We start from the raw sequence: 25,811 nt of genomic DNA, 5'->3' as shown, positions 1-25,811 counted from the left end.
GCCGCTCACAACGAGCCGTGATTGGCAGATGCCCGGTTTAAGATGAAGATGCCGGATCCGCAAGGCATCTGGCGCAAGGCCGATATCGCGCAGCACCTGCCCGACACGCTTTTGCCTGCGATCCGGTCCGTGGACTTCCAACACTTCCAGCAAAAGCGCGACAGATGAGGCGAAGGCCTATCCTTGATCAGCAATCACGCACTTGCTGCCCCAACTGCTGCAGTAGCTTGAAGGCGTCATATCTCCGCATGTGAATATCGGCCGCCGGGCCCGCGGATGACGTGAACGTTCCGTCGACCATCGTCAGCATGCTCATCGCTTCGCGAACATCGCGATAACTGCCACTGGCGACCGCGCCAAGAATGGCTGCGCCCAGCAACACCGGTTCATCAGCCGTTGTCGCGACAATGGGCTTGCCACAGGCATCCGCCAGAAGCTGACGAACAAAGGCCTGCTGCCCGGCCCCGCCGCTGATGACGACCGTATCGATATCGACACCCGCCTGCGCCTGCGCGTCAATGATCTGCCTGAGCCCATAACCGATGCCATAGAGTCCCGCCACATAGAGCCGGACGAGGCTGTCGATCTCGCGTTCCATGCCGAGGCCGGCGATCAGCGCGCGTGCGTGCGGATCGGCCAGCGGTGCGCGGTTGCCCAGAAATTCAGGGACGACGTGAAGACCTGTAACCAGCGAGGTGGCATTGGTCCCCGCCGCACCGGCCGCGAGGTCGGCAAGCATGACGGGGAGCGGTTGGCCTTTGTCTTTTGCGATCCGCGTCGCTTCCGCCGCGGCAGGATGAAAGGAGAGAAGCTGCTCGATCGCAGCACCCGCAGCACTCTGGCCGCCTTCATTGAGCCAAAGCCCGGGAACCATCGCAGAGTAATAGGGTCCCCAAACGCCCTGCACGAAGGCCGGTTCGACAGTCGATGTCATCGTGCAAGATGAGGTGCCGAAGACATAGCCAAGGTTCGCCGTCGGCCCATCGCCAAAGCCGACGGTCCCGATCCCGCCGGCATGGGCATCGATCAGTCCAGCAGCGACCGCTGTCCCCGGCAACAGCCCGAGCTCCGCTGCCGCAGCCGGCGTCAGACCGCCGCCAAGCGCCGAGCCCGGCTCGACAATCGTCTGGCCGATGCGGGCAAACCCTTCGTCGGCCAGTGAGCCGAGGCCGATCTCTTCGAAGTATGTCGGATCCCAGCGCTTCTCGTGAGCGAGATAGGTCCACTTGCAGGTCACCGTGCAGGTGGATCGCGAGAGGTCACCGGTGGCACGCCAGGTCAGGAAATCGGCGAGGTCGAAGAACTGCCACGCCGCGTCGAACACGTCAGGCCGGTTCTCCTTCAGCCAGAGCAGCTTGGGCGTTTCCATCTCCGGCGAGATGCGGCCGCCGACATAGCGCAGGACCTCGTGGCCGAGCGCATTGATCCGCTCCGCCTGAGAAACCGCCCGGTGATCCATCCAGACGATGATGTTGCGCTCCGGGTCTTCCGAAGGGCCGACCGGCAAGGGCTTGCCCTGGTCACCTAGAACGACGAGCGAGCAGGTCGCATCGAAACCCAGTCCGACGACGGCTTTAGCGTCTACGCCGGCATCTTGAACGGACTGGCGTACGGCCTCGCAAACCGCGCGCCAGATCTCGTTGCTCGACTGTTCGACGATCGATCCCGCCTCGCGATAAAGCGTGATGTCGCGCTTGGCGGAGGCCAGCATCCGCCCGCCGAGATCGAACACCCCCGCGCGAGCGCTTCCGGTGCCGACGTCAACGCCGATCACGTAGCGCGGTGTTTGGACTTCGTCGCTCATGGTCTCTCATCTTTCTGGCATGAATGGCTGATGCCCGCGCGTCGCGCGGAGATCACGGTCTTTAGAGGTCAACGCTATTCGGGAGGATCACGAGGTCGCGGATGGTGACGTTGCGCGGCCGCGACAGCATGAAGAGCACGCAGTCGGCGACTTCCTTGGGCTGCATCAGGCTGCCGTTGGCAAGCGCCTCTTCCATCTTCGCCTTCGGCCAATCATCAAGCAGGGCGGTGACAACAGGACCCGGCAGGACAGCGCCGACGCGAACGCCGTGCTGCGCCACCTGGCGGCGTGTCGAATGCACGAATGCCTGCACCGCGAATTTGGAAGCCGTATAGATCGGCTCCCAGACAACTGGCACGACACCGGCGATCGAGCTGGTGAACAGGATGTCGCCCGACTTCTGGGCGATCATGTGCGGCAAGACGGCATGAACGGAGCGGAAGGCGGCGTTGATGTTGAGGTTCAGCATCCGATCCCAGGCGTCCGGATCGCCCTCGGCGACCTGCCCACCGATATAGGCGCCGGCATTGGCGTGGAAGATGTCGAGCCTGCCGGCGATCTCCAGTATCCGGGGAAGGATGCCAGAGAGCTGCTTGCCGTCGAGAAGATCGACGACGAGAGGGAATGCGCGTTCGCCGAACTCCTCACAGATTTCATTCAGCTTGTCCTTGGCGCGGTCGATGAGAACGACGGTAGCACCTTCGGCGTGCAATGTGCGGGCGCATTCGAGGCCGATGCCGGAGGCCGAGCCGGTGATGGCGGCAACTTTGCCTTTCATGAGGTCGGTCATGAATTTACTCCTTGAAGTTTGATCAGGCGCGTCCGTGGCTGACGCGGGAACGGCGGGCGAGCGAGTCGACGATGACGGCAATGGCGAGAACGCCGCCAGTGATCATGTATCGCAACGAAGAACTGAGGTTGAGCAGCGTCAGACCGTTGGAGATCGCCTGGATGACGATGATCCCGAGCAGCGCGGAATAGGCGCTACCGCGACCGCCAAAGAGGCTCGTGCCGCCGATCACGGCTGCGGCGATGGCGTTGAGGTTGACGTCACCCGTGCCAGCCTGCTGGCTCGACGAGGCAAGACGCGATGCCGACAGGATGCCACCGATGGTCGCGAGCGTCGAGCAAAGCACGAAGGCGCTCAGATAGATGCGGCGAACGTTGATGCCGGCGCGCCGCGCGGCTTCGCGATTGCCGCCGACCGCGAACATCGAGCGTCCCCATTGGGTGCGCGTCAGCCCGTAGTTCAGGACCACCGCGATGGCGACGAACAGGCCGAACATCCACGGAATGCCGCGACCGAGGTTGAGATAATAGACCGCGAATTCGAGTGCCGCGGTCAGCACGACCGCCTTGATCGCGGTTGCGGCGAAGGGCTGCGAGGACAAGTTGACGGCAGCGCGCTGCCGGCGCGTCCGCAGGCCCTTGGCGATGATCACGGCGCCTGGGACCAAAGCGAGCAGATAAGACAGCCAATCGGGCATCACCAGAATCTGGCCGAAGCGGACCAGAGGGGACGCATAGGGAAGGTTGATGCTGCCGCTCGCGCCGAGAATGTAAAGCTGCATGCCGAGCAGCGCCAGGAGACCGGCAAGCGTCGCCACGAAGCTCGGCATTCCGAGGCGGTTGTAAAGCACGGCGTAAACGGTCCCGATGACCGCACCGGCGGCGATGGCAGCGATGATCGCAACCACGAACGGGACACCGTTGTTCACCCAGAGCACACCGAGGATGGCGGATGACAGGCCGCTCATCGAGCCCACGGAGAGATCGATCTCACCAAGCATGAGCACACAGACGATGCCGAGCGAGATGATGCCGACGGTCGCGCAGTCGAAGAGAAGGTTGACGAGGTTGTTCGGCGCGAGAAACACCGGGTTTAGCAGAGAGAAGACTGTCGAGATGACGATCAACCCGACCGCGACGGGCAGCATGCCGAGATCGCCGGATTTGACGCGATCGATGAAGGCCCCGACCATCGCCATCATGCTGTCGTCGTGGCGGACGCGTTCATCGCTGCGATCGAGCGTTGTGGCGGGTGCGATTGTGGTATCGGATGGTTTCTGGCTCATGCCGGTCTCCCGCTATTTTCCTGCGCCGTGCCTGTCTTGCGCTCGATGCGGCGCGAGACGGAATTTTCCGTGGCGCCGGTGATCGAGGCCACGAGTTCCTGGTTGGAGGCATCGGGCGTGAAGACGCCGTTGTTCCGGCCCAAGCGCAATACGATGATGCGATCGGCGACGGCGCGGACGTCTTCCATGTTGTGGCTGATGATGATGACGCCCAGGCCGCGATCACGAACCCGCTCGATGAGATTGAGCACCTCGGCGGTCTGCGCGACGCCGAGTGCGGCTGTCGGCTCGTCGAGCATGATGATCTTCGGATTGAGCAGCAGCGACCTTGCAATAGCCACCGTCTGGCGCTGGCCGCCTGATAGCGAGGCGATCGGCTCCCTGACGGATGGGATGCGCGCGGCCAGCTCCCGAAGCAGCGTCCAGGCGCGGACTTCCATCGCCACCTCGTCGAGCGCCCAGGGCGAGAGCTCATGCCCGAGGAACAGGTTGGCGACAACATCAAGATTTTCGCAGAGCGCCAGATCCTGGAAGACGGTAGCGATGCCGAGCTCCAGCGCCTTGCCGGGACTGTCGAGCGAGACGCTCTGGCCGCAGAATTCGATCGAGCCGGAAGAGGGTTGGTGAACGCCCGCCAGAACCTTGACCAAGGTCGACTTGCCGGCGCCGTTATCTCCCACCAGGGCCACGACTTCGCCCGCCTTGACGTCCAGTTCGATATCGGTCAGCGCCGAGACGGCACCGAAATTCTTCGACACATTTCGTAGTCGCAGGATTGCCTGCCCGCGCTCCGGTACATTGCTTGCTGTGGTGCTCATGGCTGAGGGCCTTTGTACGTCCTTGAGAAACCGGCCGCACGCGGTGCGGCCGGAATGGCGGATCGGCTTTTAGTTGCCGATGCCGAGCTTCTTGCAGCCTTCGGCATATTCGCCGGTGCAGATCTGCTCAGCCGTCTGGATCTTCTTGTCGAAGATTTCCGCCTTGATGTTCTCGGCGGTGACGACGGCCGGGATGAAGAGCTGCGACGGCGTGTTGTAGAGCGTCGTCTTGGCTTCCGGCTTCTCGCCCTTGATGAGCTGGACAGCCACCTGTGCGGCCGCGGCCGCTACGATCTCGGAAGGCTTGGAGATCGTGTTGTACTGATCGCCCGAAATGATGAGCTGCAGTGCCGCGATCGTCGCATCGTTGCCGGTAACAGGCGGAACGGGGTTGACGCCCGCCGCCTTGAACGCCGCGATCGCACCACCGCCGGTGCCGTCATTGGCGGCAACCACGCCCTTGATATCGGCGCCGAAGCGCGTGATCTGGCCGGCGGCCCACTCCTGCGCCTTCGGCGGCGCCCATTCCGGCGTGTCGAATTCGGCAAGCGTCTTGTACTTGGATTCCTTCAGGCCGCGATGGATGCCGTCGCGAATGAGGCCGGCGGCCGCGTCTGTCGGCGAACCGTTGATCTCAAGGACACCGGCGCCATCAGGCACACCGGCCTTCTTCAGATGCTCGACAAGCGACTTGGCAATCGCGTAGCCGATACCTTCATTGTCGAAGGAAACGTAGAAATCAGCCGGCTTGTCCGGGATCGGGCGATCATAGGCGATCACCTTGACGTCCTGGGACTGGGCAAGTTCCACAAGGCCTGCGGCTGCGGCGGAGTCGACCGGATCGAGGACCACGACCTTGGCGCCCTGCGCAATCACCGAGTTGAACTGTTGCTGCTGCAGCGATGCATCGCCATTGGCGTTCTGGTAGACGACGGTGCACTTGGCGCACAGCTTTTCCATCTCGGCCTTGAAGCCCGGAAAGTCGTGCTGCTCATAGCGGGTCGACGCCTGATCGGGCATCAGGAACGCCACCGTGGACGCTTCCTGGGCGAATGCTGCTCCGCCGAGCGCCATCAGCATGGTCGCCGACATCAGGGAAAGTTTGCGATAGGTCATGTTCTCCTCCTTAATTGACCAACGGCAAGGTTCGGCCATTGCCGCAACATCGGCCTGACGCGCGATGCGTCATTGCCCCAAGCCGCAACTCGACGAGAGCCGCACGGCAAAGAGGACCACCAATAGCTGCGAAATCACCTCCCGGTGCCAGCCTCCTAGCTGACACGTATCATCGATTGAGCGCATTTGCTCAATCGATGAAGCAAGATTTGCCACTTCTCTCGTTTGATGTCAAGTTAGCGCCCGATACAGGAGATGAGAATTTTGAGTCTGGACAGGCAGCAGAAGCGAACGACGATCTACGACCTTGCGGAACTTGCGGGCACATCTGCGAGCGCGGTCAGCGCTGTCTTGAACGGAAACTGGAAGAAGCGGCGCATCAGCAAGCAGCTTGCAGAGAAGATAACGCGCATAGCCGCGGAGCAGGGTTACGCGCTCAACATGCAGGCAAGTCTCCTGCGTCGCGAGAAGTCGCACATCATCGGCATGATCGTCCCCAAATATGACAACCGGTATTTCGGCTCTATCGTTGAGCTCTTCGAGACGATGGCGCGTGACAAGGGCCTCTTCCCGCTCATCACATGCACGCGACGCGACCCCGCGCTTGAGATCGAGGCCGCTCGAACGATGCTCTCGTATCAGGTGGATTGCGTGATCGCGACAGGTGCCACGGACCCTGACAGGATCACCGAGCTTTGTGCCGCCGCCGGCGTGCGCACGATCAACCTCGACCTACCGGGCAAACTCGCTCCATCCGTCATTTCCGACAATTTCGCAGGCGCCCGGGAGCTGACGCGGAGAATTCTCGTCAGCTGCCATCAACGATTTGGCGCCATGGAGCCGCTGATGTTCGTTGGCGGACGCGGTGGCGATCACAACACGATGGAGCGTTTGAGGGGCTTTCGCCAGGCACATGCGGATCACGGGATCGACCTTGAGGACAACATGGTCATCGCCTGTGGTTACGCCCCCGAAAAGGCGCAGACCGCACTTCAGGAGCGCGCCGCCAGCGACTTGCCCTTTTCGAGAGGCATGTTCGTCAATTCGACGATTACACTCGAAGGCGTGCTGCGCTGGGTGCGGCTCGCCGGACCAGTCAGCGAACAGGAGTTCGCTCTCGGTTGCTTCGACTACGACCCTCTCGTCGCCCTCCTCGGCGACAACATCGAGATGGTCCGCCAGGATGTGCCGGCAATGCTGACACGGATGTTCGAGCTCATTGAGCTCGGAAACTTTGAGCCAAACGTGTCCGAAATCCCGCCCGTTCTGAGGTAAGTGTTACCGTGCGGCCCAGAGAGCACCGCGTCTGAAGATTTCGTACATCTGCGGCACATCGAATTCCCTGGCAGCATGGCCAAGCGACGAGTAGAAAACGCGGCCTTTGCCATACATGCGCTTCCAGACAACAGGCATCGTGACGCCATCGATCCAATAAGCATGTTCACCGGTAAAGGTCGTCGTCGCCAGCACATCGTTCGACGGGTCGACATGCATGTAATACTGCTCGGAACTGTAGCGAAAATCAGCAATCCCCGCCATCAGCGGATCGTCCGGCCTGGTGATATTGACGGTGTAGTCGATAATGTTGCCGGGATGGGCAACCCACTGCCCTCCCACGATAAACTGGTAATCGGTTGAATCGCGAAAGCTGTCGCCGGCGCCTCCATGATAGCCGGCAAAACCAACGCCACTTTCGATCGCCTGCGCCAGACCTTTGACTTCCTCCTTTTCGATCTTCGACATGGTCACGATCGGTATGATGAGGCTGAAGTCCTTCAGGTCAGGGCTCGCAAACATGCTTGTCGTCGGCTCCACCAGAACGTCAAACCCCTCCTTCTCAAGGAGATCCTTGACGATAACCGAGCATTGCTCTGGCTCGTGGCCTTCCCAGCCACCCCAGACGATCAGCGCTTTACGCATCCTGTTTTCCTCCTGAATGTTACCTGCCGAGCATTCCGTCGACGAGAAATTGAGAAAGGGAAGCGGGTCGATCCGTCTGTCCGCTCCGGATCAACCGCGCTCAAGCCACTGAACCTCCGCCGGCGTCAGGCTTATCTGCGCGGCGTTGAGGCTATGACGCAGCTCGGAAAGAGTGGCAGGACCGATCAACGGGATCACCGGCCACGGCTGGTTGAGCACGTAGGCAAGCGCGATCTGGATCGGGTCTTTACCAAGGCGCCGGCCGAGCTCCTCAGCTCTCGCCTTGCGCTCGAAGTTGAGATCGGAGTACCAGGCGCGGGCGAGCTCCGGGTCCGACATATTCCCCGGTGCGGACCGATCGGTGAAAAAGCCTCTGGCCTGGCTGGACCATGCGAAGTTGATGACCTTCTTCTCCTTCAGCCAGCTCTTCCAATCCGCATCGGACGAAGCAATGCATCCGGACCACACCGGATTGACCATCTCGGCGAGCGAGAAATTATTGGAGAGCACGCTCGGTCTCGTTTTTCCCGTGCGCTCGGCATACTCGATCGCCTGGTCCATGCGCTCGCGCGTCCAGTTCGACCCGCCGATCGGGCCACGGATGCGCCCTGCCCGCACCTCCTCATCCATGGCATCTACGAATTCGCCGACAGGAATGTCGGGATTGTCGCGGTGCATGAAATAGACGTCGACATAATCGGTCTGCATGCGTTCGAGGCTGGTGGTCAGCTGCTTGGCGATCACGTCGGGATAGCAGAGCGGCGAATGCGCGCCCTTTTCGATAATCACCACATCGTCGCGCACGCCGCGACTGCGGACCCACTCACCAATCAGCCGGTCCTGCGTCCCGCCGCCATACTGGAACGCGGAATCGATCAGGTTGCCACCCGCCTCGTAGAATTCGTCGAGAGCGATCGATGCGCCAGGAAAGGTCGAAAACAGCATCATGCCGAGTGCCAGCATGGACGTTTCCTTTTCGACACCTGGGATGTGTGCTCTCGGCACCATCAGCTGCTTGCGGGTGAGCGCTTCGCCGGTCAACGTCCGGGTGCGGACATCAGGCGTTTCCAGCCTGTATTCCAGGCCGATCGCCGCACGCCACTTGTCCATGACCTTGAGGTTGCCGAGCGTGTCGGCGGCTGTCATGCCGGGATAGGCAAACTCGCGCCGTTCTTCCCGGATCGCCGCTGCGGCCGCATCGACCTCGAAACTGTAGACATGGCGCGGTTCGTCAACGGCGATGTCCTGCCGCTTGCCGGTCGCGTCGAACAGCCTGATGATAGCGGTCCCACCCTGCTTGCCGGCGGCAAACCAGAAATGGTCGATCTCGATAGAACCCGCCGTGCCGAAGATGCGCAGCACATTGTCCTGTGCCAGCGACACCGAGCAGGCGACTTCGGCGATGATGCCGTTCGGGAAGCGCAGGATGGCGGCGCTCCATTCGTCGACACCGGTCGAGCCGAGATGACCGACGCCGAAAACCTGGTCCGGCTCGATGATGCCGTGCGGTTCGGCAATGCCGGCGACGAGCCGCGCCATCGAGACCGGATAACCGCCGACATCGAGAATACCACCACCGGCAAGATCATTGGCAAACAGCCGATGATCCTTCTCGAAAGGCTTTGCGAAACCGAAGCTCGACTTGATCATACGGACGTCGCCGATCGCCTTGTCCTTCAAGAGCGCGATCAGCTTCAAGGTCAGCGGATGGAGCCTGTACATATAGGCTTCGCCGAGAAAGGTGCCGGCTTCGCGGGCGGCAGTCTGCATGGCCTCCGCTTCGGCTGCGGAAAGGCCGAGCGGCTTTTCGCATAGCACATGCTTGCCGGCCTTCGCCGCCTTGATCGCCCATTCGGCATGGGTCGGATGCGGCGTTGCGATGTAGATCGCATCAACATCGGGGTCGGCAAGCAGCGCCTCGTAGCCCTTGATGACGCGCGCGCCGGGGAAGCGCTCGGCAAGGCCCGGCCGTGATGGATCACGCGTTGCGATCGCCTCGACGCGTCCGGTTTTCGATTGGGCGACGCCTGCAAAGAAGTCAGCCGCGATCCGGCCGGGGCCAAGGATGCCCCAGCGAAGTCTATCCGTATCGGTCATGTCGTGTTCCTAATCTGCCAAGCCGCCGGCCTTTCCGGCGCCCGGTCGTTTCAAGAAAGTCGAACGACGGCGCAGCCGTAGCCGTCGAGGGTCAGCGTGCCGTTCACCGGCGTGTTCGCGTCGAGCAGATTGATGCCAACAGGAACGCGCTCGATCCGGGCGGGCTTGTCCAGGTAGTTCTGGATGAAAAGCAGGCGGCGATCGTCATTCATGCGCATCGCCACCTCGACCCCCTCAGGCAGATCCGCCACCAGCGGCGCGACGCCTGCATCGGTGAACAGCCGCTCGGAAAGCGCCTCCGTCAGATCCGGCGTGAGGTAGGTGCCGAGATAGACCACGCGGCCCTTGCCCACCGCACGGGATGTCGCCATCGGCGTTCCCTCGGCGTAACGGTTGGACCAGATGGCGATGGGCTCGACATCGGCATCGATCGCAAGGTTCTCGTAGAAATGGCCGGCCGTGATTTCGCGGTTGCCGATCTTGAAACGACGTTCACGCCGATGCGATTCCGCCGGGCGGTTTGGCGGCACGACGAGACCGCCGGAGCGTTCCATCACCTCGAACAAGCCTTTGGCGCCAGGCGCGGTCAGCCGGCCGAAATCCTCAACACGCACGCCGGTCAGCCGCGAGAGCGAGGATCCGGGCGCCGTCTCGCGGATGACATGGTTGTTCTCATCGCGCGTTCCCGTGCGAGCGCCGATCACCACCGTGCCACCCTGCTCGGCAAAGGCCCGCAGCCGCTCGGTCCATTCATCCTTCCACATGACCCAATGCGGCACGTAGAGAAGCTTCAGCCTCGAAAGATCGTCCTCGGGATGAATGAAGCCGCAGGCAATGCCACGGTCATAGCAATACTGATGCAGCAGCACCGCATCGTCCTGCGGGCTCGGAAGGCCGATCGAATAGGTCTTGTGCGCCTCCTGATTGTCGAAATCGGAGCCGGCGATACCGACATCCATGCGCACGTAGGTGCCGAGGATCGTGTCCTTAAGCGCCGTCATCTCGGTGGCGAATTGTTTCGCCTCCTCGTAGCGATGGCGACCGATGTCATCGTGATCGATGATGCCCATCCAGTAGATCTCGGCGCCGAAATGGGCCGGGCGCCAGCGGAAGAACATCAGCCCGTCGGCGCCACGCGCCACCGACGACATGGCCATGCGCCGCATCTCGCCCGGCTCCGGCGTCAGAGTGCAGAAGCCTGGTTGGCTGCCGAAACCGGATTGCTGTTCCGGCACGATGTAGTTGCCGGAGAACCCGCGGCAGATATCGAGATGCAGCGCCTGCACCTTGGCGTGGTTGCCGATGCGTTGGAACTCGTCGTAAAGCATCGGATAAAGATCGTAGCCGACGAAATCGAGATCGGTGGTGAACTGGCCGCGAAAGTCGATGTCGCGCAGGCCGCCGAGATTGTGAAAGACGAACCAGCGGGCGTTGACGCTGCGCAGGATCTCGACCTGATCGTGCTGGAAGCGCGCCGTCGAGAAGGCCAGGAAACGGTGATAGTCCTGCAGATGCCCGGGGCTCGGGAAGGTCGGTCCAAAATCGATGGGCAGCACGATCTGGTCGAAGCTCTGGTAAGCCGTTGCCCAGAAGTCTCCGCCCCAAGCATGATTCAGCTTGCCGATCTCACCGTATCTGTCGGCGAGATAAAGCTGGAATTCGCTAAGGGTCGCGTCTGAAAAACTCTCCGGCATGCTCGTATTGAGCTCGTTGTCCGTCTGCCAGCCGATGACGCTTTCATTGTCGCGGTAATGCTCGGCCATGGCCCTGGTAATGCGCCGACTATGCTCGCGAAAGACGGGGCTTGCCGTGTCGCAATGCTGGCGCGAGCCGTGGCTCATCGGCCTGCCCTTGCCATCGACGCGCAGGATCTCGGGATGCGCCACCGTCAGCCATCGCGGCGGCGTGGCCGTCGGCCTGCACATGATCGTGTCGATGCCGTGCCTGGCAAGAACCGCGATTGCCCGGTCGAAGAGATCGAAATCGAAGCGGTCGAGTTCCGGCTCGAGAATGTGCCAGGCGAATTCCGCCATGCGCACGACGTTGAAGCCGGCCTTGGCCATGCGCTCGGCATCGCGCTCCCAGTAGCTCTCGTCGACATGCTCGGGATAATGCGGCGCGCCTACGAGGAAGCGATCGGTCTTCACCGGATTCCAGACGGAGATTTTTGCGGATTTCTGTTCAGACACGATCGTCGATCCCAATCTTTTACTTGTCGAGGATTGTCTTGCGGGCGCTGATCGTGCGTCCGCCATCCGATGCGAAGAGATAGAGTTCGGAAGGGTCGAGCTTCAGCGTCACCGGCTGGTCGGCCTTGAAGGGCGCGACATAGCTGAGTTGGACGGTGATATTGCCGGTGCCGCTTTCCGAGGCGACGGTGCGAAGATTGCCGGCGTCGACATAGAGGATGGTCTCCCGGCCGAGATGTTCGACGAGACGGATGGTGCCGCTGACGACACCGGTCGACGATCCGTCCTGCACCACCGAGATGTTTTCCGGGCGAACGCCAAGCGTCAGGCTGGCCCCCTGTTGCAGCGCCGTCGGATTGGCGAGCGTGACCGTCACCGGCGCGAGGCCAGGAGCCGAAACGCGGACCTCATGCCCCGAGACATCATCGACCGTGACCGAGAGGAAGTTCATCCGCGGCGCCCCAAGGAAACCGGCCACGAAGAGATTGTCGGGATTTCGGTAAAGCTCGAGCGGCGAGCCGACCTGCTCGATATTGCCCTGGTTGAGAACGACGATGCGGCTTGCCATCGTCATGGCCTCCACCTGGTCATGCGTCACGTAGACCATGGTCGCGCCGAGCTCGGCATGCAGGCTGGAGAGTTCGACGCGCATCTGCGTGCGCAGCGCCGCATCGAGGTTCGACAACGGTTCGTCGAACAGGAAGACATCGGGCGAGCGGGTGATTGCCCGGCCGATCGCTACGCGCTGGCGCTGGCCGCCGGAGAGCTGCTTCGGTCGTTTCTCCAGCTGGTCGGTGATCCGCAGGATCCTGGCTGCGCGGGCAACGGCCGCGTCTATCTCCGCCTTCGGCCGTTTCGCCATGCGCAAGCCGAAACCCATGTTTTCGGCAACCGTCATGTGCGGGTAAAGCGCGTAGGACTGGAAGACCATGGCGATGCCGCGATCACCAGGCTCCTCGCGACTGACATCACGCCCGTTGATGAGGATCTGTCCGGAGCTGATCCCTTCGAGACCGGCAATGGTTTTCAGGAGCGTGGACTTGCCGCAGCCGGACGGGCCGACCATGACGATGAACTCGCCTTCGGCCACCGAGAGATCGATCCCTCTCAGCGCGTGATAGGCACCATAGCTCTTGTTAATCTGTCGCAGTTCGAGGCTGGTCATGCTTCCTGGCTCTCTGCTTTGAAAAATCGGATAGTCGGATGGTTGCGCGTGATCATCCCTTCACCGCTCCCATCGTCAGGCCGGCGATGAAGTGGCGTTGCATCAGGAAGAACATCACGACGGGCGGGACGGCGACGACGATCGTGCCGGCCGAGATCAGGTTCCATGCGGACACCCATTCGCCGCGCAGGTTGGCAAGGCCAGCCGTGACCGGCTTGACGGAATCGCTCACCGTCAGCACCACCGCCCAGAAATAGTCGTTCCAGATGAAGGTGAAGAGAAGGATGGCGAGCGCGGCAAGTGCTGGACGAACAAGCGGAACGGCAACGTGGATCAACGTCTGGAATGGCGTCGCTCCCTCGGCTCGCGCCGCCTGGAACAGCTCATCGGGCAAAGCCGCGATGAAGTTGCGCATGAAGAGCGTGGCAAAGCCGGTCTGGAAGGCGATATGGAAGATGATCAGCGCTGTCGTCGTATCGATGAGATCAAGCCGGACCATGAGGTCGCGAACCGGGATCATCATGATCTGGTGCGGCAGGAAATTGCCGCCGACGAAGAGCGCGAAGATCAGCATGTTGCCTGGAAAGCGATATCGCGAGAGGACGTAGCCGGACAGCGTGCTCAACACCAAGACACCGATCACCGAAGGGATGGTGATCGTCAGACTGTTGATGAAATACTGGCCCATCGGCGTCTGCGTGAAGACCGCCTTGTAGTTGTCGATCAGGCCAAACTCGGTCGGCCAGCCCCACAGGTTCCCGCCCATGACGTCAGCCGTCGAACGGAAGGAGGTCAATATGATCGCGAAGAGTGGGCAGAGCCAGAGAAGCAGAACGACCAGCACCAGAAGAAAATAGAACCGGCGATGCCAGACGGCGGTCTCGGGAATAGGACGAGGATACATCAGCCACCCCTCTCTTCGGTGCGGATGATCCGCGACAAGTACCAGACGATGAACGCCGCCATGATCAGGAACAGGATCGATGCGATGGCTGCGCCATATCCGAACCGGTACGAGAAGATCGACTGTTCGAACATCTGGTAGGCAAGCACCGACGAGGAACCGAACGGACCGCCGCGTGTCATCACCGACACCATGTCGAAGGAGCGAAGCGCGCCGACGACGGTGACCGCAATCGCGATGAAGGAGACCTGCGTGAGCTGCGGAAGGACGATGTGCCAGAGCATGCTCCATCCCCGCGCGCCATCAACACGTCCTGCCCCGATCAACTCCTCGCTGAGATTATTGAGGCCGGCGAGGTAGAGGACCATGCAGAAGGTGACCTGAGGCCAGAGCGCCGCGATCACGATCGCGAATGTCACGAAGTGCTCATCCGAAAGCACCGCGGGCGCGACGGCTCCGAATGCCTTGAATATCAACGCCAGAAGTCCGAACTCCGGTGTGTAGACCCAGGTGAAGACCACACCGACGGTGACGGATGCGAGCACCAGCGGGATGAAGAACAGCGACTTCAGGAAGCGCATGCCGCGGATCTTCTGATTGACGAGCAGCGCGATGGCGAGCCCGAGCGGCGGTGCTGCCATGAACATGACGAGCCAGATCAGATTGTTCTTCAGCGACGTATAGAACTGCGGATCGTTGTAGAGCTCCAGATAGTTGCCGAAGCCAATCCAGGTCATCGGCCCCATTCCGTCCCAGTCGTGCAGGCTGATCCACAGACTGCGGACGGCCGACAGAAGAATGACCGTGAAAAACAGAATAATCGCGGGAGCGATCAGCAAAGTGGGGGTGAGCCACCATCGCTGGCGGCGCCATAACATCAACATTGTTCAGAACCTCTGGAGGAAGTGAGGGAGCGGAACCGCAACTCCGCCCCCTGGTCGTCGGGAGGAGAACTAGATCTTGTAGATACGCTTGCGGGTGCCTTCGAGGCGCTGCAGGATCGCCTGGCGACGATCGGGCTTGGCCATGAATTCCTGGAAGCCGACGAGACCAGCCTGCGCCATATCAGGATCGCTGTCGCGGTCGTAATATTGCGAGGTTCCCTTGACCTGCTTCAAGGATTCCACTGCCGCGTTGACCAGCGGATCCTTGCTTGGCGGCAGGTCGTTGCGCGGCGGCACGTTGCCGCCGGGCTCCAGATAGGTGGCAAGGTTTTCCGGCTTGTAGAAATAAGCCAGGAACTCGCGCGCGCCCTGCTTGTTTTTGCCATTCGTCGGTATGTGCACCGAATTGAGCGAGAACTCCTCGAAGCGAGGGACGTTGGCATCCAGCGTCGGGAACGGCGCGAAGGTGAGCTGAGGCAAATCGGCCTCGGTGAAGGCTGCCCGCAGGAAGGCGCCGAGGTTCATCATCCCGGCCTTCTTCTGGGCGAGCAAGGCCGCGGCCTCCTGCCAGCCGAACGAGGTGTGGTTCTGCGTGAACACCTCGTTCTTGATCATGGCTTCCCACTGATCGAAGACAGGGGTCAGCGCCGGATCGAGATAGCTCATCTGGCCGTCCATCAAGGCCATGTGCTTGTCGAGACCGTTGATGCGAAGGTTCATCTGATCGAACCAGCCGGCGGCGGGCCAAAGTTCCTTCGTCCCCATTGCAACAGGCGTCAGGCCGGCAGCCTTCGCCTTGTCGCAATAGGCCGAGAACTCCTCGGCCGAGGTCGGCATCGTCAGACCATTCTGTTCGAACACGTCCTTGCGATAGAACATGCCCCAGAGTGTGCCGCCGGTCGGCAGGCCGTATTGCTTGTTGTCGACGGTAACGGCACCGGCGCTCGCACCGAGCACATCCTTGTACTTTTCCTTCTCGAAGAGATCAGAGATGTCGTCGAAGAGGCCGCGCTTGACGAAGGCGCGCATGCGGTTGCCGGAAAACCAGAAGCAGACGTCGGGGGCGCCGGCCGTCAGATAATTGCGGATCGCGGTCTTGTGGGCCTCGTGGTCCATATTGTTGACCACGACCTTGGTGCCTGCCTGCTTGCCGAAATCCTCGGCGATCTTCTTCAGCGCTTCGAGCGCCTTGCCGTTGCTTTCAGCGGAAATCACATTGACTTCCTGAGCCTGCGCAATTGCTGGGATCGGGAAGCTGCCTGCCATCGCAGCCACGGATGCCAGTCCTGTTCCCTTCAGAAAGGTTCGGCGCGTGGTCGATGAAAAATGCTTGGAAAATGCCATTGAATTCCTCCCAGTTGAACTGATCAACACGCCCCGGCGGCCGTCCTCCACAACGAGACACCGGGTATTCAACGTGCCGACCACATCATTCCGAGTTGATCGACGGGGCAAATTTATGCATAGATCATCCAGCGTCGCAATAGTTAATTTACAAAATTAAGGAACTCGCATCGTGAAGCTCAAGGGCGACCCGACAACGACCAGAGCCCTCAATCGCCGCCTGATCCTCAATCTTTTGCGGCAGGAGGGGCCGAGAAGCCGCGCCGAATTGGCGACCTTGTCGGGCCTCAGCCCGGCTGCTGTGACCTTCGTGGTCGCCGATCTTGTCGAGGAAGGCATCGTCAAGGAGGGCGAGGCGATTTCGGGCATGACCGGCCGCCGGCCAATTCCTGTCCAGATCGACTATGACCACGGCATCGCGATCGGGTTTAAATTGATGCTTGGGGCCGTGGAGTGTGTGGCGACGGATCTCGCAACGAACCCGATCGCGACCATGCGACTGGGGCTCGGAGACCATGCGCCCGACGCTATCGCGGATGTCCTGGCCAGAGCCGTGCCCAGGCTTGTCGCGCTTGCCCAGCGTCCTGAGGCGACGCTTGCCGGTATTGGCATCTCGATGCCTGGGGTCATCAGCAATGATCAGACGTCGTGCGTCCGAAGCAATCGTTTCGACTGGAACGACGTGCCGCTCGCCCAGATGCTTGCGGAGCGCGTCAGCGTACCGGTCTGGCTCGAGGACGACACCAATGCCTACGCAATTGCGCAACAATTGTTCGGTCTGGGTCGTCAACACAGGAATATGGCGGTGCTGGCGGTCGGTGTCGGCATCGCCTGCGCGCAGATCATTGAAGGCAAGCTGTACCGCGGGGCCAATGGTGCGGCCGGCAAGATGGGTCATACTCTTTTCGAGCCGAATGGCAGACCATGCGAATGCGGCAAGCGCGGATGCCTTATGGCCTACCACTCCGAAGCGGCGGTCGTGCAGCGTTGGCGCGAGGCGACTGGAGGGCGCGACAAAGGGCCGACGGAGTTGCGCAGCGCGCTCGCCGCGGAAGACCCGGTGGTCGTGGGCCTGGTCGAGGAAGCTGGCCGGTGCATCGGAACTACATTGGCCAATATCACAAACGTCACGGATCCGGAGGTGGTTGTTGCTGGTGGAGAGGCCGTCTCGCTGGGGGAGCATTTTCTGCGTCCCCTTCGAAAAGCGCTCGCCGACGGTGCTTTCCGAGCACCGCCTCCCCTTCTACTGGATTGGAAGGACAATTCCTGGGCGCGGGGTGCTGCAGCCCTCGTCACTCAACGCATGTTCGATTTTGAACTGTCCGGAGGGGTGACCGGCAGACACTGAGGCTCTCGTAACGAATTGAGATGGATAGGGCTGCAACGCAGCCACGCTGCACAGAACTCGGCGAATGAATACCAGCTTCCGGCGACTAAAGCTGCCGAGCGCTAAGCCTCACTCACCGCAGCCAGCAGCCAGTCGCGAAATGCGCGTACCACGGGCCTTGCCTCGTTGCGCTGGGGATAGACCAGGAAGTGGTTGGCCTCGGTCAGCGCCACCGCCCGGCCGGCGAACGGCTGCACGAGGCGGCCGCTCGACAGTTCGCGCTCGGCGAGCTTGACGGCCTCGAGGCATACGCCCATGCCATCAGCCGCTGCCGCGATCGCCATGAAGCTACGATCGAAGCGAAGCGCGGGCTGTCGCGGCATCGTGGATCCGTTGGCGTGAAACCAGTCCGACCAGCTGACATTCTTGATCATGCTGCGGATCAACGGCACACGATGCAAATCCTCGACCGTCTGAAGCTGCAGCGCCATTTCAGGCGTGCACATCGGCTGGACCTCCACCGGGCCAAGCGAATGGGTGACCAGCCCCTCGTGGTGATCGTTCAGACCATAGACGATATCGACGTCGAACTGGTCCTGGGCGAAGTGCACGGGCTTCGTGTCCGCCGAGATCGTCACCTCGAAACCCGGATTGTCGATCAGAAACCTGTTGAGGCGCGGCGCCAGCCACTGCGCCGCGAAGCTGGGGGATGAATGCAGGCGCAGCACCAGCGACTGACGGGCGGATAGCGTCTCCATCGCGCCGCGCAGCAACGCCATGGCCTCGACGACGGGTCGCTGGAACATCAGCCCATCGGCGGTCAGTCGCAGCTCGCCATGGCTGCGGTCAAAGAGAAGCGTGCCGATCTCCCGCTCCAGCTTGGTAATCGCATGGCTGACGGCGCTGGGCGAGAGGTTCAGATCCTTGGCGGCGAGCTTGAATGAGAGATGCCGCGCCGCAGCCTCGAAAGCCGGCAGCCCGCCGATTGGAATCCGCTTCATCAGTTGTCGATCCGTCCGTTTCGCAGTCGCGGCAGGGCTATGACATTTTGTCACCTTGCGAAAGCGAAATGAGAAAATTTCACCCGGCCGGATATGTTTTCACCTGCGGCCATCATTGCTTGTCCAGACAATGTCAACGGCGCAAAACGCGGCGTCACTTTGACCCGCGTCAATTTGCGCGGGCCTTCCAATCACGCCGACCTTTGCCGCAAGGCATCGTCTTTCTGTGAGGCAATCTTGTTATCTAATAGAGGCGCGAAGATCGCGCAGATCATATTCGGAGCGGTGTTATCGCTCCTGGGCTTGTACTTTGCCGCGAATGGCGGCTGGTTGGTGACCTTAGGCGGCACCTTCTATTATCTCATCGTCGGTCTCCTGATGGTCGCCAGCGGCGTCCAAGTGGCGCGCGGTCGCAATTCCGGCTTTGTCATCTATTTCGTGGCCTGGGCCCTGACGCTGGTTTGGAGCTTCGTCGAATCCGGGCTCGACCCGTGGAAGCTCGAGGTACGCCTCTTTGCGCCAAGCGTTCTGCTTGCCGCCTTCCTGTTGCCGGGCCTTGGCCGTGGCGTGAAAGCCGCAAGCCCGCGTTTCTGGCGTGGCTTCCAGGCAGCGACGGGTGTCGTTGCCGTGCTCCTGGTGGGCGCGATCCTCTACGCCGCATATGGCCCCGCTTCGGGCGAGACCACGCAGATGACAGCCCAGGCTGCACCGATGCCCCCGACCGACTGGCAGCATTACGGCAATGACGCCGGCCAGAGCCGCTTTGCCGACCTGGCTCAGATCACGCCTGATAACGTAGGCAAGTTGCAGGTGGCCTGGAGCTCGCATTCGGGCGACCTGCCTGACGACATCGAAGTGCATCGCAAAGGCCGTGAATATCACTCGGAATCGACGCCTATCAAGGTCGGCAACACGCTCTACAGCTGCACACCGCATTCCTGGGTCATTGCCACCGACGCCACGACCGGTAAGGTGAAATGGACCTTCGATCCCAAGCTGCCGCGCACCAACCCGTACATCGTGTGCCGGGGCGTCAGCTATTACGAAGCCCCTCAGGCCGATACCTGCAAGACCCGCGTCTTCGCGCCGACCATGGACGGACGCATGTATGCGCTTGATGCCGAAAACGGCCAGATTTGCCAAGGCTTCGGCAACGGCGGCTTCATCGACCTCAAGGACCAGACCGGCAAGGACGACAATGGCAAGTCCTGGGGCGGTGGCTGGCAGGTCTCAACCTCCACCCCGCTGGTCATGAATGACCGCCTTGTGGTCGGTAGCCGCGTGATCGACAACATGTCCACGGACGAGCCCTCGGGCGTCGTACGCGCCTTCGATCCGCTCGACGGACATCAAGTCTGGGCCTGGGACGTCGGCCGCTCGGAAGACGCCCTGCCCGGCCGCCTGCCGGAGGGTGAACTCTACACCAAGGGCACACCGAATGTCTGGGGCACCATCACCGGTGATGCCAAGCTGAACATGGTGTATCTGGGTACCGGCAACGCCGCCCCCGACTACTACACCGCCTTCCGCCGTCCGTTCGACAACAAGTTCGGCACCTCGCTTGTCGCGCTTGATGTGACGACCGGCAAGCTGCGCTGGCACTATCAGCTCGTGCACAACGACATGTGGGACTTTGACGTGCCGGTCGGCCCGTCGCTCTTCGACATGCCCGACGGCACGCCGGCCCTGATCCAGACCACCAAGATGGGCGAGGTCTTCATGTTCAACCGCGCGACAGGCGAGCCCTTGGTCGAGACCAAGGAAATGCCCTTTGCGCAGAACGGCGCAGCACCCAACGTTCCCGTCTCACCCACCCAGCCGGTTCCGGTTGGCATGCCCTCGCTGGTCCCGGAAAAATTGACCGAGCAGGACATGTGGGGCGCGACGCCGATCGATCAGCTCGCATGCCGCATCGATTTTGCCCGCGCGCGCAGCGAAGGCATCTTCACGCCGATCGGCCCGACCCGTTCGATCGGCAACCCGGCCTTCGACGGCGTGACGGACTGGGGCGGCGCCTCGGTCGATCCGGTGAACAAGGTCATGTACGTCAACACGATGAACATGCCCTTCTATTTCCAGCTGGTCGACCGCAACACGCCTTATGGCAAGGAACTGCTGAAGCAGAAGAGCAGCGGCGGCGAGAATGCGCAGAAGCTCGATGTGCGCCTGCAGGAAAACACGCCCTACCTGGCGACCCTGCGCGCATGGCTCAGCCCCTTCATGGTGCCTTGCGTCCCACCGCCATGGGGTCAGATGGTGGCGATCGACCTGAAGACGCAGAGGGTGCTTTGGCGCAAAACGCTCGGCAATGCTCGTAAGAACAACGCCTTCGGTCTGACGCAGAACCTGCCGCTGCCCACAGGCACGCCGAACCTTGGCGGTTCGCTGGCAACCGCGGGCGGCCTGGTGTTCATCGGCGCAACTACGGACAACTACGTGCGCGCATTCGATGCCCACACAGGCAAGGAAGTCTGGCGCTACAGCCTGCCCGCCGGCGGACAGGCGAACCCGATGAGCTACGTGGGCGAGGATGGCCGGCAGTATGTCGTCATCACCGCTGGTGGCCATGGCGCACTCGGCACGTCCTATGGCGACGAAACGATCGCATTCGCCCTGCCGAAGTAACCTCGAAAACCTCCGCCCGCTCGATCAACGTGGGGCGGGTAGATGTGCCTGTGCAATGAATGCATGTGCATGAGCCGCTGCGGCAAGACAGAGCGTCTTGCCGTCGCATTGTGACCACCGCTCGCAGGATCGGCGGCGCCTGAAATCAAACACGAAAGGAATACCACCATGAAATGGTCTGCACCAAAGTTCATCGAAGTCAGCTGCGGAATGGAAATCAATCGCTACGCCCCGGCTGATGGCGGTGAGCCAATCCTGTTCTAAGCAATTGGACATGCGATCTTGCTAAGTCTGCCGGCGACGGCGTTGCGCGTTTCGATGACGTGCATCGACGCCTCCGCCGGCAGCTCGCCACTATCCGGCTTTTGGACGATATCTTTCACGGAAGCCGCGACCATGTTTCCCATCGACAACATGGCAGCCGTCGATCAGCCCATGCGCTCGGACTTGTAAGAACCGGGGCTCGGCGGGAAGACGATGGTCTTGTTGCCGTTCATGAAGACGCGGTGGTGGATATGGGCATGCACCGCGCGGGCGAGCACCTGGCTCTCCACGTCCCGGCCGATCGAGACATAGTCGTCGGCGGATTGCGCATGTGTGATCCGGGCCACGTCCTGCTCGATGATCGGACCTTCGTCCAGATCTTCCGTGACATAGTGTGCCGTCGCGCCGATAAGCTTCACACCACGCTCGAAGGCCTGCTTGTAGGGATTGGCTCCCTTGAAGCTGGGCAGGAACGAGTGGTGGATGTTGATGATGCGGCCGGACATCTTCTTGCAGACCGCGTCGGAAAGTACCTGCATGTAGCGGGCAAGCACGATCAGCTCCGCGCCGGAGGAGGTGACAATCTCCATCAGCCTCGCTTCAGCCTCAGGCTTGTTTTCCCTGGTCACCTTGATGTGGTGGAACGGGATGTCGTGGTTGACGATCACCTTCTGATAATCGAAATGATTGGACACGACACCAACGATGTCGATCGGCAAGGCGCCGATCTTCCAGCGGTAGAGCAGATCGTTGAGGCAATGCCCAAAGCGCGAGACCATGAGCAGCACCTTCATGCGCTCGTCGCTGTCATTGAACCGGTATGTCATCGCAAAAGCTTTGGCGACCGGACCAAAGCCTGATCTGATCTCCTCTTCCGAAACGTCTTCCTGTGACAGGAAGGTCAGGCGCATGAAGAACAGATCGGTCTCCTGGTCGTCGAACTGTGAGGAGTCGGAGATGTAGCAGCCCTTTTCGGCCAGATAGCCGGTGATGGCTGCGACGATGCCGCGGCTCGATTGACAGGAAACGGTCAGGACGTGACTTTTCATTGGTGGCTCTCGTGGACAGGGATGTCAAAGAAGTGGCGTGGCCGTTCAGGCCAAGCCAAGTGATGCATTAAGGCAAGCTCATGCGGCGAGCAGCGCCTTGAGCCTGATGTCAGGTGATGCAAGCGCCGCGGGGTCGACGGACCTGCCTGACGCGATGAGCATTTCGGCAAGCCGGATGTCGCGGGCAACAGCATTGCCGGGACCTATGCCGCTGGCTGAGAGCAACAGGCCGGCATCATCCATTTCGAAGACGATGAAGGCGCCGTTGCCGAGGTCACGCCGAACGGATCGGGTGCTGCCCGTGGAAAGGCCAGCGACCTGGAGCGTGAGGTCGAACTGATCGGACCAAAACCATGGCACGGCGGCAATCGTTTCGCTTGCGCCAACAAGATTGGCGGCGGCGATCAGGGCATGTTCCTGGGCGCTGCGCCATGATTCCAGACGAACGCGCCGGCCACCGTAATGAGCAAGTGGGAACGAACAGCAATCCCCGGCCGCCCATATATCCGGCTCGCTCGTCTGCAAATGCCGATCAACGGCGATGCCGTTGTCGATGGCAAGGCCTGCTTCCGCCGCTAGTTCGACATTCGGGAGCGAGCCGATGCCGACCACGAGCATATCCGCCTCGATGACGCGGCCATCCGACAACGTCAAACGAACCTCCTCGTCCGAGGCGCGTAAAGTCTCGACACGAGCATTGCAGACGATATCGATACCTTCGGCCTCATGTCGCGCCGCCACTGCGGCGGCGATCTCGGCGGGCACGCCGCGAGACAGGATACGTGGCAGACCTTCCAGCAAGACAACATGGGCCCCAACACGTCGAGCGCTTGCCGCCAGCTCCAAACCGATGAAGCCACCGCCCAGGATAGCGAGCCGACTGTCGTGCGTCAGGTGCTCCCGGATGTGGAGAGCATCGGCGTGTGTGCGCAGCGACAGGACGCGCGGGCATTCAGCCTGATCGCCCGGCAGGCCTCGCGCGCGGGCACCCGTTGCCAAAAGCAGCTTCGTATAAGGCAAACACTCGCCATTATCGAGTTCCACCGCCCTGTTCACGCGATCGAGACGTGTCGCGGATGCGCCAAGCCGCAGCGCGATGCGCTTATCGGCATAATCGCCAAGATTTGCGATGAAGCGCGGGGCGGCACCGGCGACGATGCCGTCCTTGGACAGAGGCGGCCGCTCATAGGGCGGATGATCCTCGGCTCCGACAAGCGTAATCGCTCCGTCGAAGCCGCGATCGCGCAGGCTGAGCGCGGCGCGGCCACCGCATTCTCCCGCACCGATGATAACGATGGAAGTCATTTAAGAGGCCCTTGATGTTGGACGATCGGATCAAGCGGCCCGGCGAGCGAGACGCGGCGCAGCTGGAGCCTCCGGTCGAGGTCAGCCAATCATGCTTTCAAGCAGGACCGGAGCACCCGTTTTTACCGACAGCGTGGCTGCTTCCGCCATGGCGAGCGCGGCAACGCCATCATCAAGCGTCACCGGCAAAGACTTGCCGCCGTTGACCGCATCCACGAAGGCTGCCCACTCGGCCGCATAGGCAGGCATGTAACGCTCAAGGAAGAAATAGGTGGGCTTGGCGCCGGTCACGCCCTGCGTTGTTGATTTCACCACGGTGTTCTCGAGCATGTTCTGCGCCTGCAGCAGCCCCTCTGAGCCCAACAGTTCCAACCGCTGATCATAACCATAGACCGCGCGTCGGCTGTTCTTGATGACGGCGATGCGACCGTCGGCATAGGTCAAGGTTACGACGGCGGTATCGACATCGCCGGCGCTCCCGATCTCGGGATCGACGATCGACGAACCGACCGCCGTCACGGTTGCGGGCGCCGCACCCATGATAAAATTCGCCATGTCGAAGTCGTGGATCATCATGTCCCGGAAAAGACCGCCCGAAACCTTGATATAGGCGACCGGCGGCGGCGCCGGATCAAAGGAGGTGATCGACAGCAGTTCGGGCTTGCCGATCTCGCCGGCATCGACGGCCTTCTTCAGCGCGGCGAAATTCGGGTCAAAGCGGCGGTTGAAGCCGATCATCACCGGGCGGCCCGCCTTTGCGACGACCTTCTGGCAAGCCCGCGCACGCTCAAGGCTTAGATCGACAGGCTTTTCGCACAGCACTGCCTTGCCGGCCGCCGTTGCTCGCTCGATGAGGTCGGAGTGAGTGTCGGTGGAGGTGGCGATCAGGACCGCATCGATCGTGCCGTCACCCAAAATAGCATCCGTGCTGCGCACTTCGGCACCATACTGCGCCGCTATCTTTTCCGCAGCGGACATATTGATATCGGAAACAGCGGCGAGCGTGCTGCCGGGATGGCCGGAGATAGCGGTGGCGTGGACGCCAGCAATACGGCCGGCGCCGAGAAGGCCAACTTTAAGCATCGGATATTCCTTTTCGTTAGAGACCGAGTTCGGTCTTGAAGGCGTTGAACTCGTTGTCGCCAATCGCGACATTGTGCTGGGGCTGCGGGTAGGCGCCGCTATTCACATCCGCGATGAACTCGCGGAATGCGGCGACGCGTTCCCTTTGCAGCCGCTCAAATTCGGCGGCGAAGTTGCGATAGGTCTTGGCATGACGCGGACGATGGCCGTCTGTATGGCCAAGCACGTCCTCGGCGAACAGATACTGCGCATCCGCGCCTGGCCCGGCGCCCATGCCGAGCATGATCATCGAGGTGTTATTGGAAATCAGCTCGCCAACGCGATCCGGTACCACTTCCAGTTCCGCGCCGAAGCAGCCGATCGCCTCCAATTGCTTGACGTGACGAAAGACGTCGACAGCCTCCCGCGCCGTTTTGCCAACGGCGCGAAAGCCGGTCCAGGTAATGTAGGACGGGATGAGCCCGACATGCGCGACAATGGGAACGTGATTGTCGCAGAGCACCTTCTGGATATCGAGCGAGGCGGTGCAATAGAAGCAATCCCCACCCATGGCGGAGAAGTGGTAGGCGGCGCGCAGATAGTCTTCGGCGGTCGCCAGCGGCCGCCCCTCGAATTTGCCCCAGCCACCATAGGGAAGACCGACCTGGACGAAGCAACGGCCTGCAGCCTCGCGCATCTCCGGCGAGAAGAAGCGGCCCTCGATCGACAACATATGGATGCCCGCCGCATCGGCAGCCGCGGCCTCCTCCGGCGTTGTCACATAGAGCATGGAAATCTTCTCGCCCCGCGCCTTCATGGCGCGTATGTCGGCGACAGTCGGTCGGGTATTCTTGTGAACCAT

Annotated in this window: 22 protein-coding genes; 5 read left to right on the top strand and 17 right to left on the bottom strand. The window is 61.5% G+C overall.

Features of this window, described 5'->3' with window-relative positions; genetic code table 11:
• Positions 1 to 21: 21 nt before the first annotated feature.
• Positions 22 to 168, top strand: a complete 147-nt coding sequence (locus ACODTZ_RS16595) for a hypothetical protein (protein ID WP_209234106.1) — start codon at positions 22 to 24, stop codon at positions 166 to 168.
• Between the two features lie 19 nt (positions 169 to 187).
• Here ACODTZ_RS16595 and ACODTZ_RS16590 read toward each other — a convergent pair whose 3' ends face one another.
• The 5 genes from ACODTZ_RS16590 to ACODTZ_RS16570 all read right to left on the bottom strand — a co-directional run bounded on the left by ACODTZ_RS16590 (position 188) and on the right by ACODTZ_RS16570 (position 5,813).
• Positions 188 to 1,804: an FGGY-family carbohydrate kinase gene (locus ACODTZ_RS16590; protein WP_489026842.1), complete on the bottom strand. Its 1,617-nt coding sequence runs from the start codon at positions 1,802 to 1,804 to the stop codon at positions 188 to 190.
• A gap of 61 nt (positions 1,805 to 1,865) precedes the next feature.
• On the bottom strand, positions 1,866 to 2,594 hold the full coding sequence (locus ACODTZ_RS16585; RefSeq protein ID WP_209234108.1) for an SDR family oxidoreductase: 729 nt from the start codon (positions 2,592 to 2,594) through the stop codon (positions 1,866 to 1,868).
• Between the two features lie 22 nt (positions 2,595 to 2,616).
• Positions 2,617 to 3,879, bottom strand: coding sequence for a sugar ABC transporter permease (locus ACODTZ_RS16580; RefSeq protein ID WP_489026841.1), 1,263 nt, complete (start codon positions 3,877 to 3,879; stop codon positions 2,617 to 2,619).
• Positions 3,876 to 4,697, bottom strand: a complete 822-nt coding sequence (locus ACODTZ_RS16575) for an ATP-binding cassette domain-containing protein (RefSeq protein WP_489026840.1) — start codon at positions 4,695 to 4,697, stop codon at positions 3,876 to 3,878. Before ACODTZ_RS16575 ends, ACODTZ_RS16580 begins: the two co-directional genes overlap by 4 nt.
• 69 nt (positions 4,698 to 4,766) lie before the next feature.
• Positions 4,767 to 5,813 carry an ABC transporter substrate-binding protein gene (locus tag ACODTZ_RS16570; protein WP_037179377.1) on the bottom strand — a complete coding sequence of 349 codons (1,047 nt, stop codon included), beginning with the start codon at positions 5,811 to 5,813 and terminating at the stop codon, positions 4,767 to 4,769.
• A 264-nt stretch (positions 5,814 to 6,077) separates the two neighbouring features.
• On the opposite strand from ACODTZ_RS16570, the gene ACODTZ_RS16565 reads away from it, so the two are divergent.
• A complete protein-coding gene (locus tag ACODTZ_RS16565) occupies positions 6,078 to 7,088 on the top strand; it encodes a LacI family DNA-binding transcriptional regulator (protein ID WP_489026839.1) in 1,011 nt (336 codons plus the stop codon).
• A gap of 3 nt (positions 7,089 to 7,091) precedes the next feature.
• On the opposite strand, the gene ACODTZ_RS16560 is transcribed toward ACODTZ_RS16565, so the two are convergent.
• From ACODTZ_RS16560 to ACODTZ_RS16530, 7 genes are all read right to left on the bottom strand, one after another.
• On the bottom strand, positions 7,092 to 7,733 hold the full coding sequence (locus tag ACODTZ_RS16560; protein WP_489026838.1) for a ThuA domain-containing protein: 642 nt from the start codon (positions 7,731 to 7,733) through the stop codon (positions 7,092 to 7,094).
• Positions 7,734 to 7,823: 90 nt separating this feature from the next.
• Positions 7,824 to 9,830, bottom strand: a complete 2,007-nt coding sequence (locus ACODTZ_RS16555) for an aldo/keto reductase (RefSeq protein ID WP_489026837.1) — start codon at positions 9,828 to 9,830, stop codon at positions 7,824 to 7,826.
• Positions 9,831 to 9,880: 50 nt separating this feature from the next.
• Complete coding sequence (locus ACODTZ_RS16550) at positions 9,881 to 12,019, bottom strand: beta-galactosidase (protein WP_489026836.1); 2,139 nt, start codon at positions 12,017 to 12,019, stop codon at positions 9,881 to 9,883.
• Between the two features lie 19 nt (positions 12,020 to 12,038).
• On the bottom strand, positions 12,039 to 13,184 hold the full coding sequence (locus ACODTZ_RS16545; RefSeq protein ID WP_489026835.1) for an ABC transporter ATP-binding protein: 1,146 nt from the start codon (positions 13,182 to 13,184) through the stop codon (positions 12,039 to 12,041).
• A 52-nt stretch (positions 13,185 to 13,236) separates the two neighbouring features.
• Complete coding sequence (locus ACODTZ_RS16540) at positions 13,237 to 14,088, bottom strand: carbohydrate ABC transporter permease (protein WP_047510824.1); 852 nt, start codon at positions 14,086 to 14,088, stop codon at positions 13,237 to 13,239.
• A complete protein-coding gene (locus ACODTZ_RS16535) occupies positions 14,088 to 14,972 on the bottom strand; it encodes a carbohydrate ABC transporter permease (protein WP_209234115.1) in 885 nt (294 codons plus the stop codon). The genes ACODTZ_RS16540 and ACODTZ_RS16535 overlap by 1 nt, the downstream gene beginning before the upstream one ends.
• Before the next feature lie 69 nt (positions 14,973 to 15,041).
• Entirely contained in the window at positions 15,042 to 16,316 is a 1,275-nt protein-coding gene (locus ACODTZ_RS16530; RefSeq protein WP_209234116.1) for an ABC transporter substrate-binding protein, read from the bottom strand.
• Positions 16,317 to 16,488: 172 nt separating this feature from the next.
• Between ACODTZ_RS16530 and ACODTZ_RS16525 the strand changes: the two genes are divergently transcribed.
• Complete coding sequence (locus ACODTZ_RS16525; RefSeq protein ID WP_489026834.1) at positions 16,489 to 17,664, top strand: ROK family protein; 1,176 nt, start codon at positions 16,489 to 16,491, stop codon at positions 17,662 to 17,664.
• 101 nt (positions 17,665 to 17,765) lie between these two features.
• Here the strand turns inward: ACODTZ_RS16525 and ACODTZ_RS16520 are convergent, their stop codons facing one another.
• Positions 17,766 to 18,644 carry a LysR substrate-binding domain-containing protein gene (locus ACODTZ_RS16520; RefSeq protein WP_489026833.1) on the bottom strand — a complete coding sequence of 293 codons (879 nt, stop codon included), beginning with the start codon at positions 18,642 to 18,644 and terminating at the stop codon, positions 17,766 to 17,768.
• 93 nt (positions 18,645 to 18,737) lie between these two features.
• Between ACODTZ_RS16520 and ACODTZ_RS16515 the strand changes: the two genes are divergently transcribed.
• On the top strand, positions 18,738 to 21,269 hold the full coding sequence (locus tag ACODTZ_RS16515) for a membrane-bound PQQ-dependent dehydrogenase, glucose/quinate/shikimate family (protein ID WP_489026832.1): 2,532 nt from the start codon (positions 18,738 to 18,740) through the stop codon (positions 21,267 to 21,269).
• Positions 21,270 to 21,437: 168 nt separating this feature from the next.
• Entirely contained in the window at positions 21,438 to 21,533 is a 96-nt protein-coding gene (gene pqqA, locus ACODTZ_RS16510; protein WP_047510835.1) for a pyrroloquinoline quinone precursor peptide PqqA, read from the top strand.
• Positions 21,534 to 21,697: 164 nt separating this feature from the next.
• On the opposite strand, the gene purU is transcribed toward pqqA, so the two are convergent.
• From purU to ACODTZ_RS16490, 4 genes are all read right to left on the bottom strand, one after another.
• Positions 21,698 to 22,582, bottom strand: a complete 885-nt coding sequence (gene purU / locus ACODTZ_RS16505) for a formyltetrahydrofolate deformylase (RefSeq protein WP_489026831.1) — start codon at positions 22,580 to 22,582, stop codon at positions 21,698 to 21,700.
• Positions 22,583 to 22,660: 78 nt separating this feature from the next.
• On the bottom strand, positions 22,661 to 23,887 hold the full coding sequence (locus ACODTZ_RS16500; protein WP_489026830.1) for an NAD(P)/FAD-dependent oxidoreductase: 1,227 nt from the start codon (positions 23,885 to 23,887) through the stop codon (positions 22,661 to 22,663).
• Positions 23,888 to 23,968: 81 nt separating this feature from the next.
• Positions 23,969 to 24,970, bottom strand: coding sequence for an inositol 2-dehydrogenase (gene iolG, locus ACODTZ_RS16495; RefSeq protein ID WP_489026829.1), 1,002 nt, complete (start codon positions 24,968 to 24,970; stop codon positions 23,969 to 23,971).
• A 16-nt stretch (positions 24,971 to 24,986) separates the two neighbouring features.
• Positions 24,987 to 25,811, bottom strand: coding sequence for a 3-methyl-2-oxobutanoate hydroxymethyltransferase (locus ACODTZ_RS16490; RefSeq protein WP_489026828.1), 825 nt, complete (start codon positions 25,809 to 25,811; stop codon positions 24,987 to 24,989).

This window comes from Rhizobium sp. FG113 (assembly GCF_057809895.1).
The sequence above is the reverse complement of the archived record's forward strand: the minus strand, read 5'-3'. Positions and strand labels throughout refer to the sequence as shown.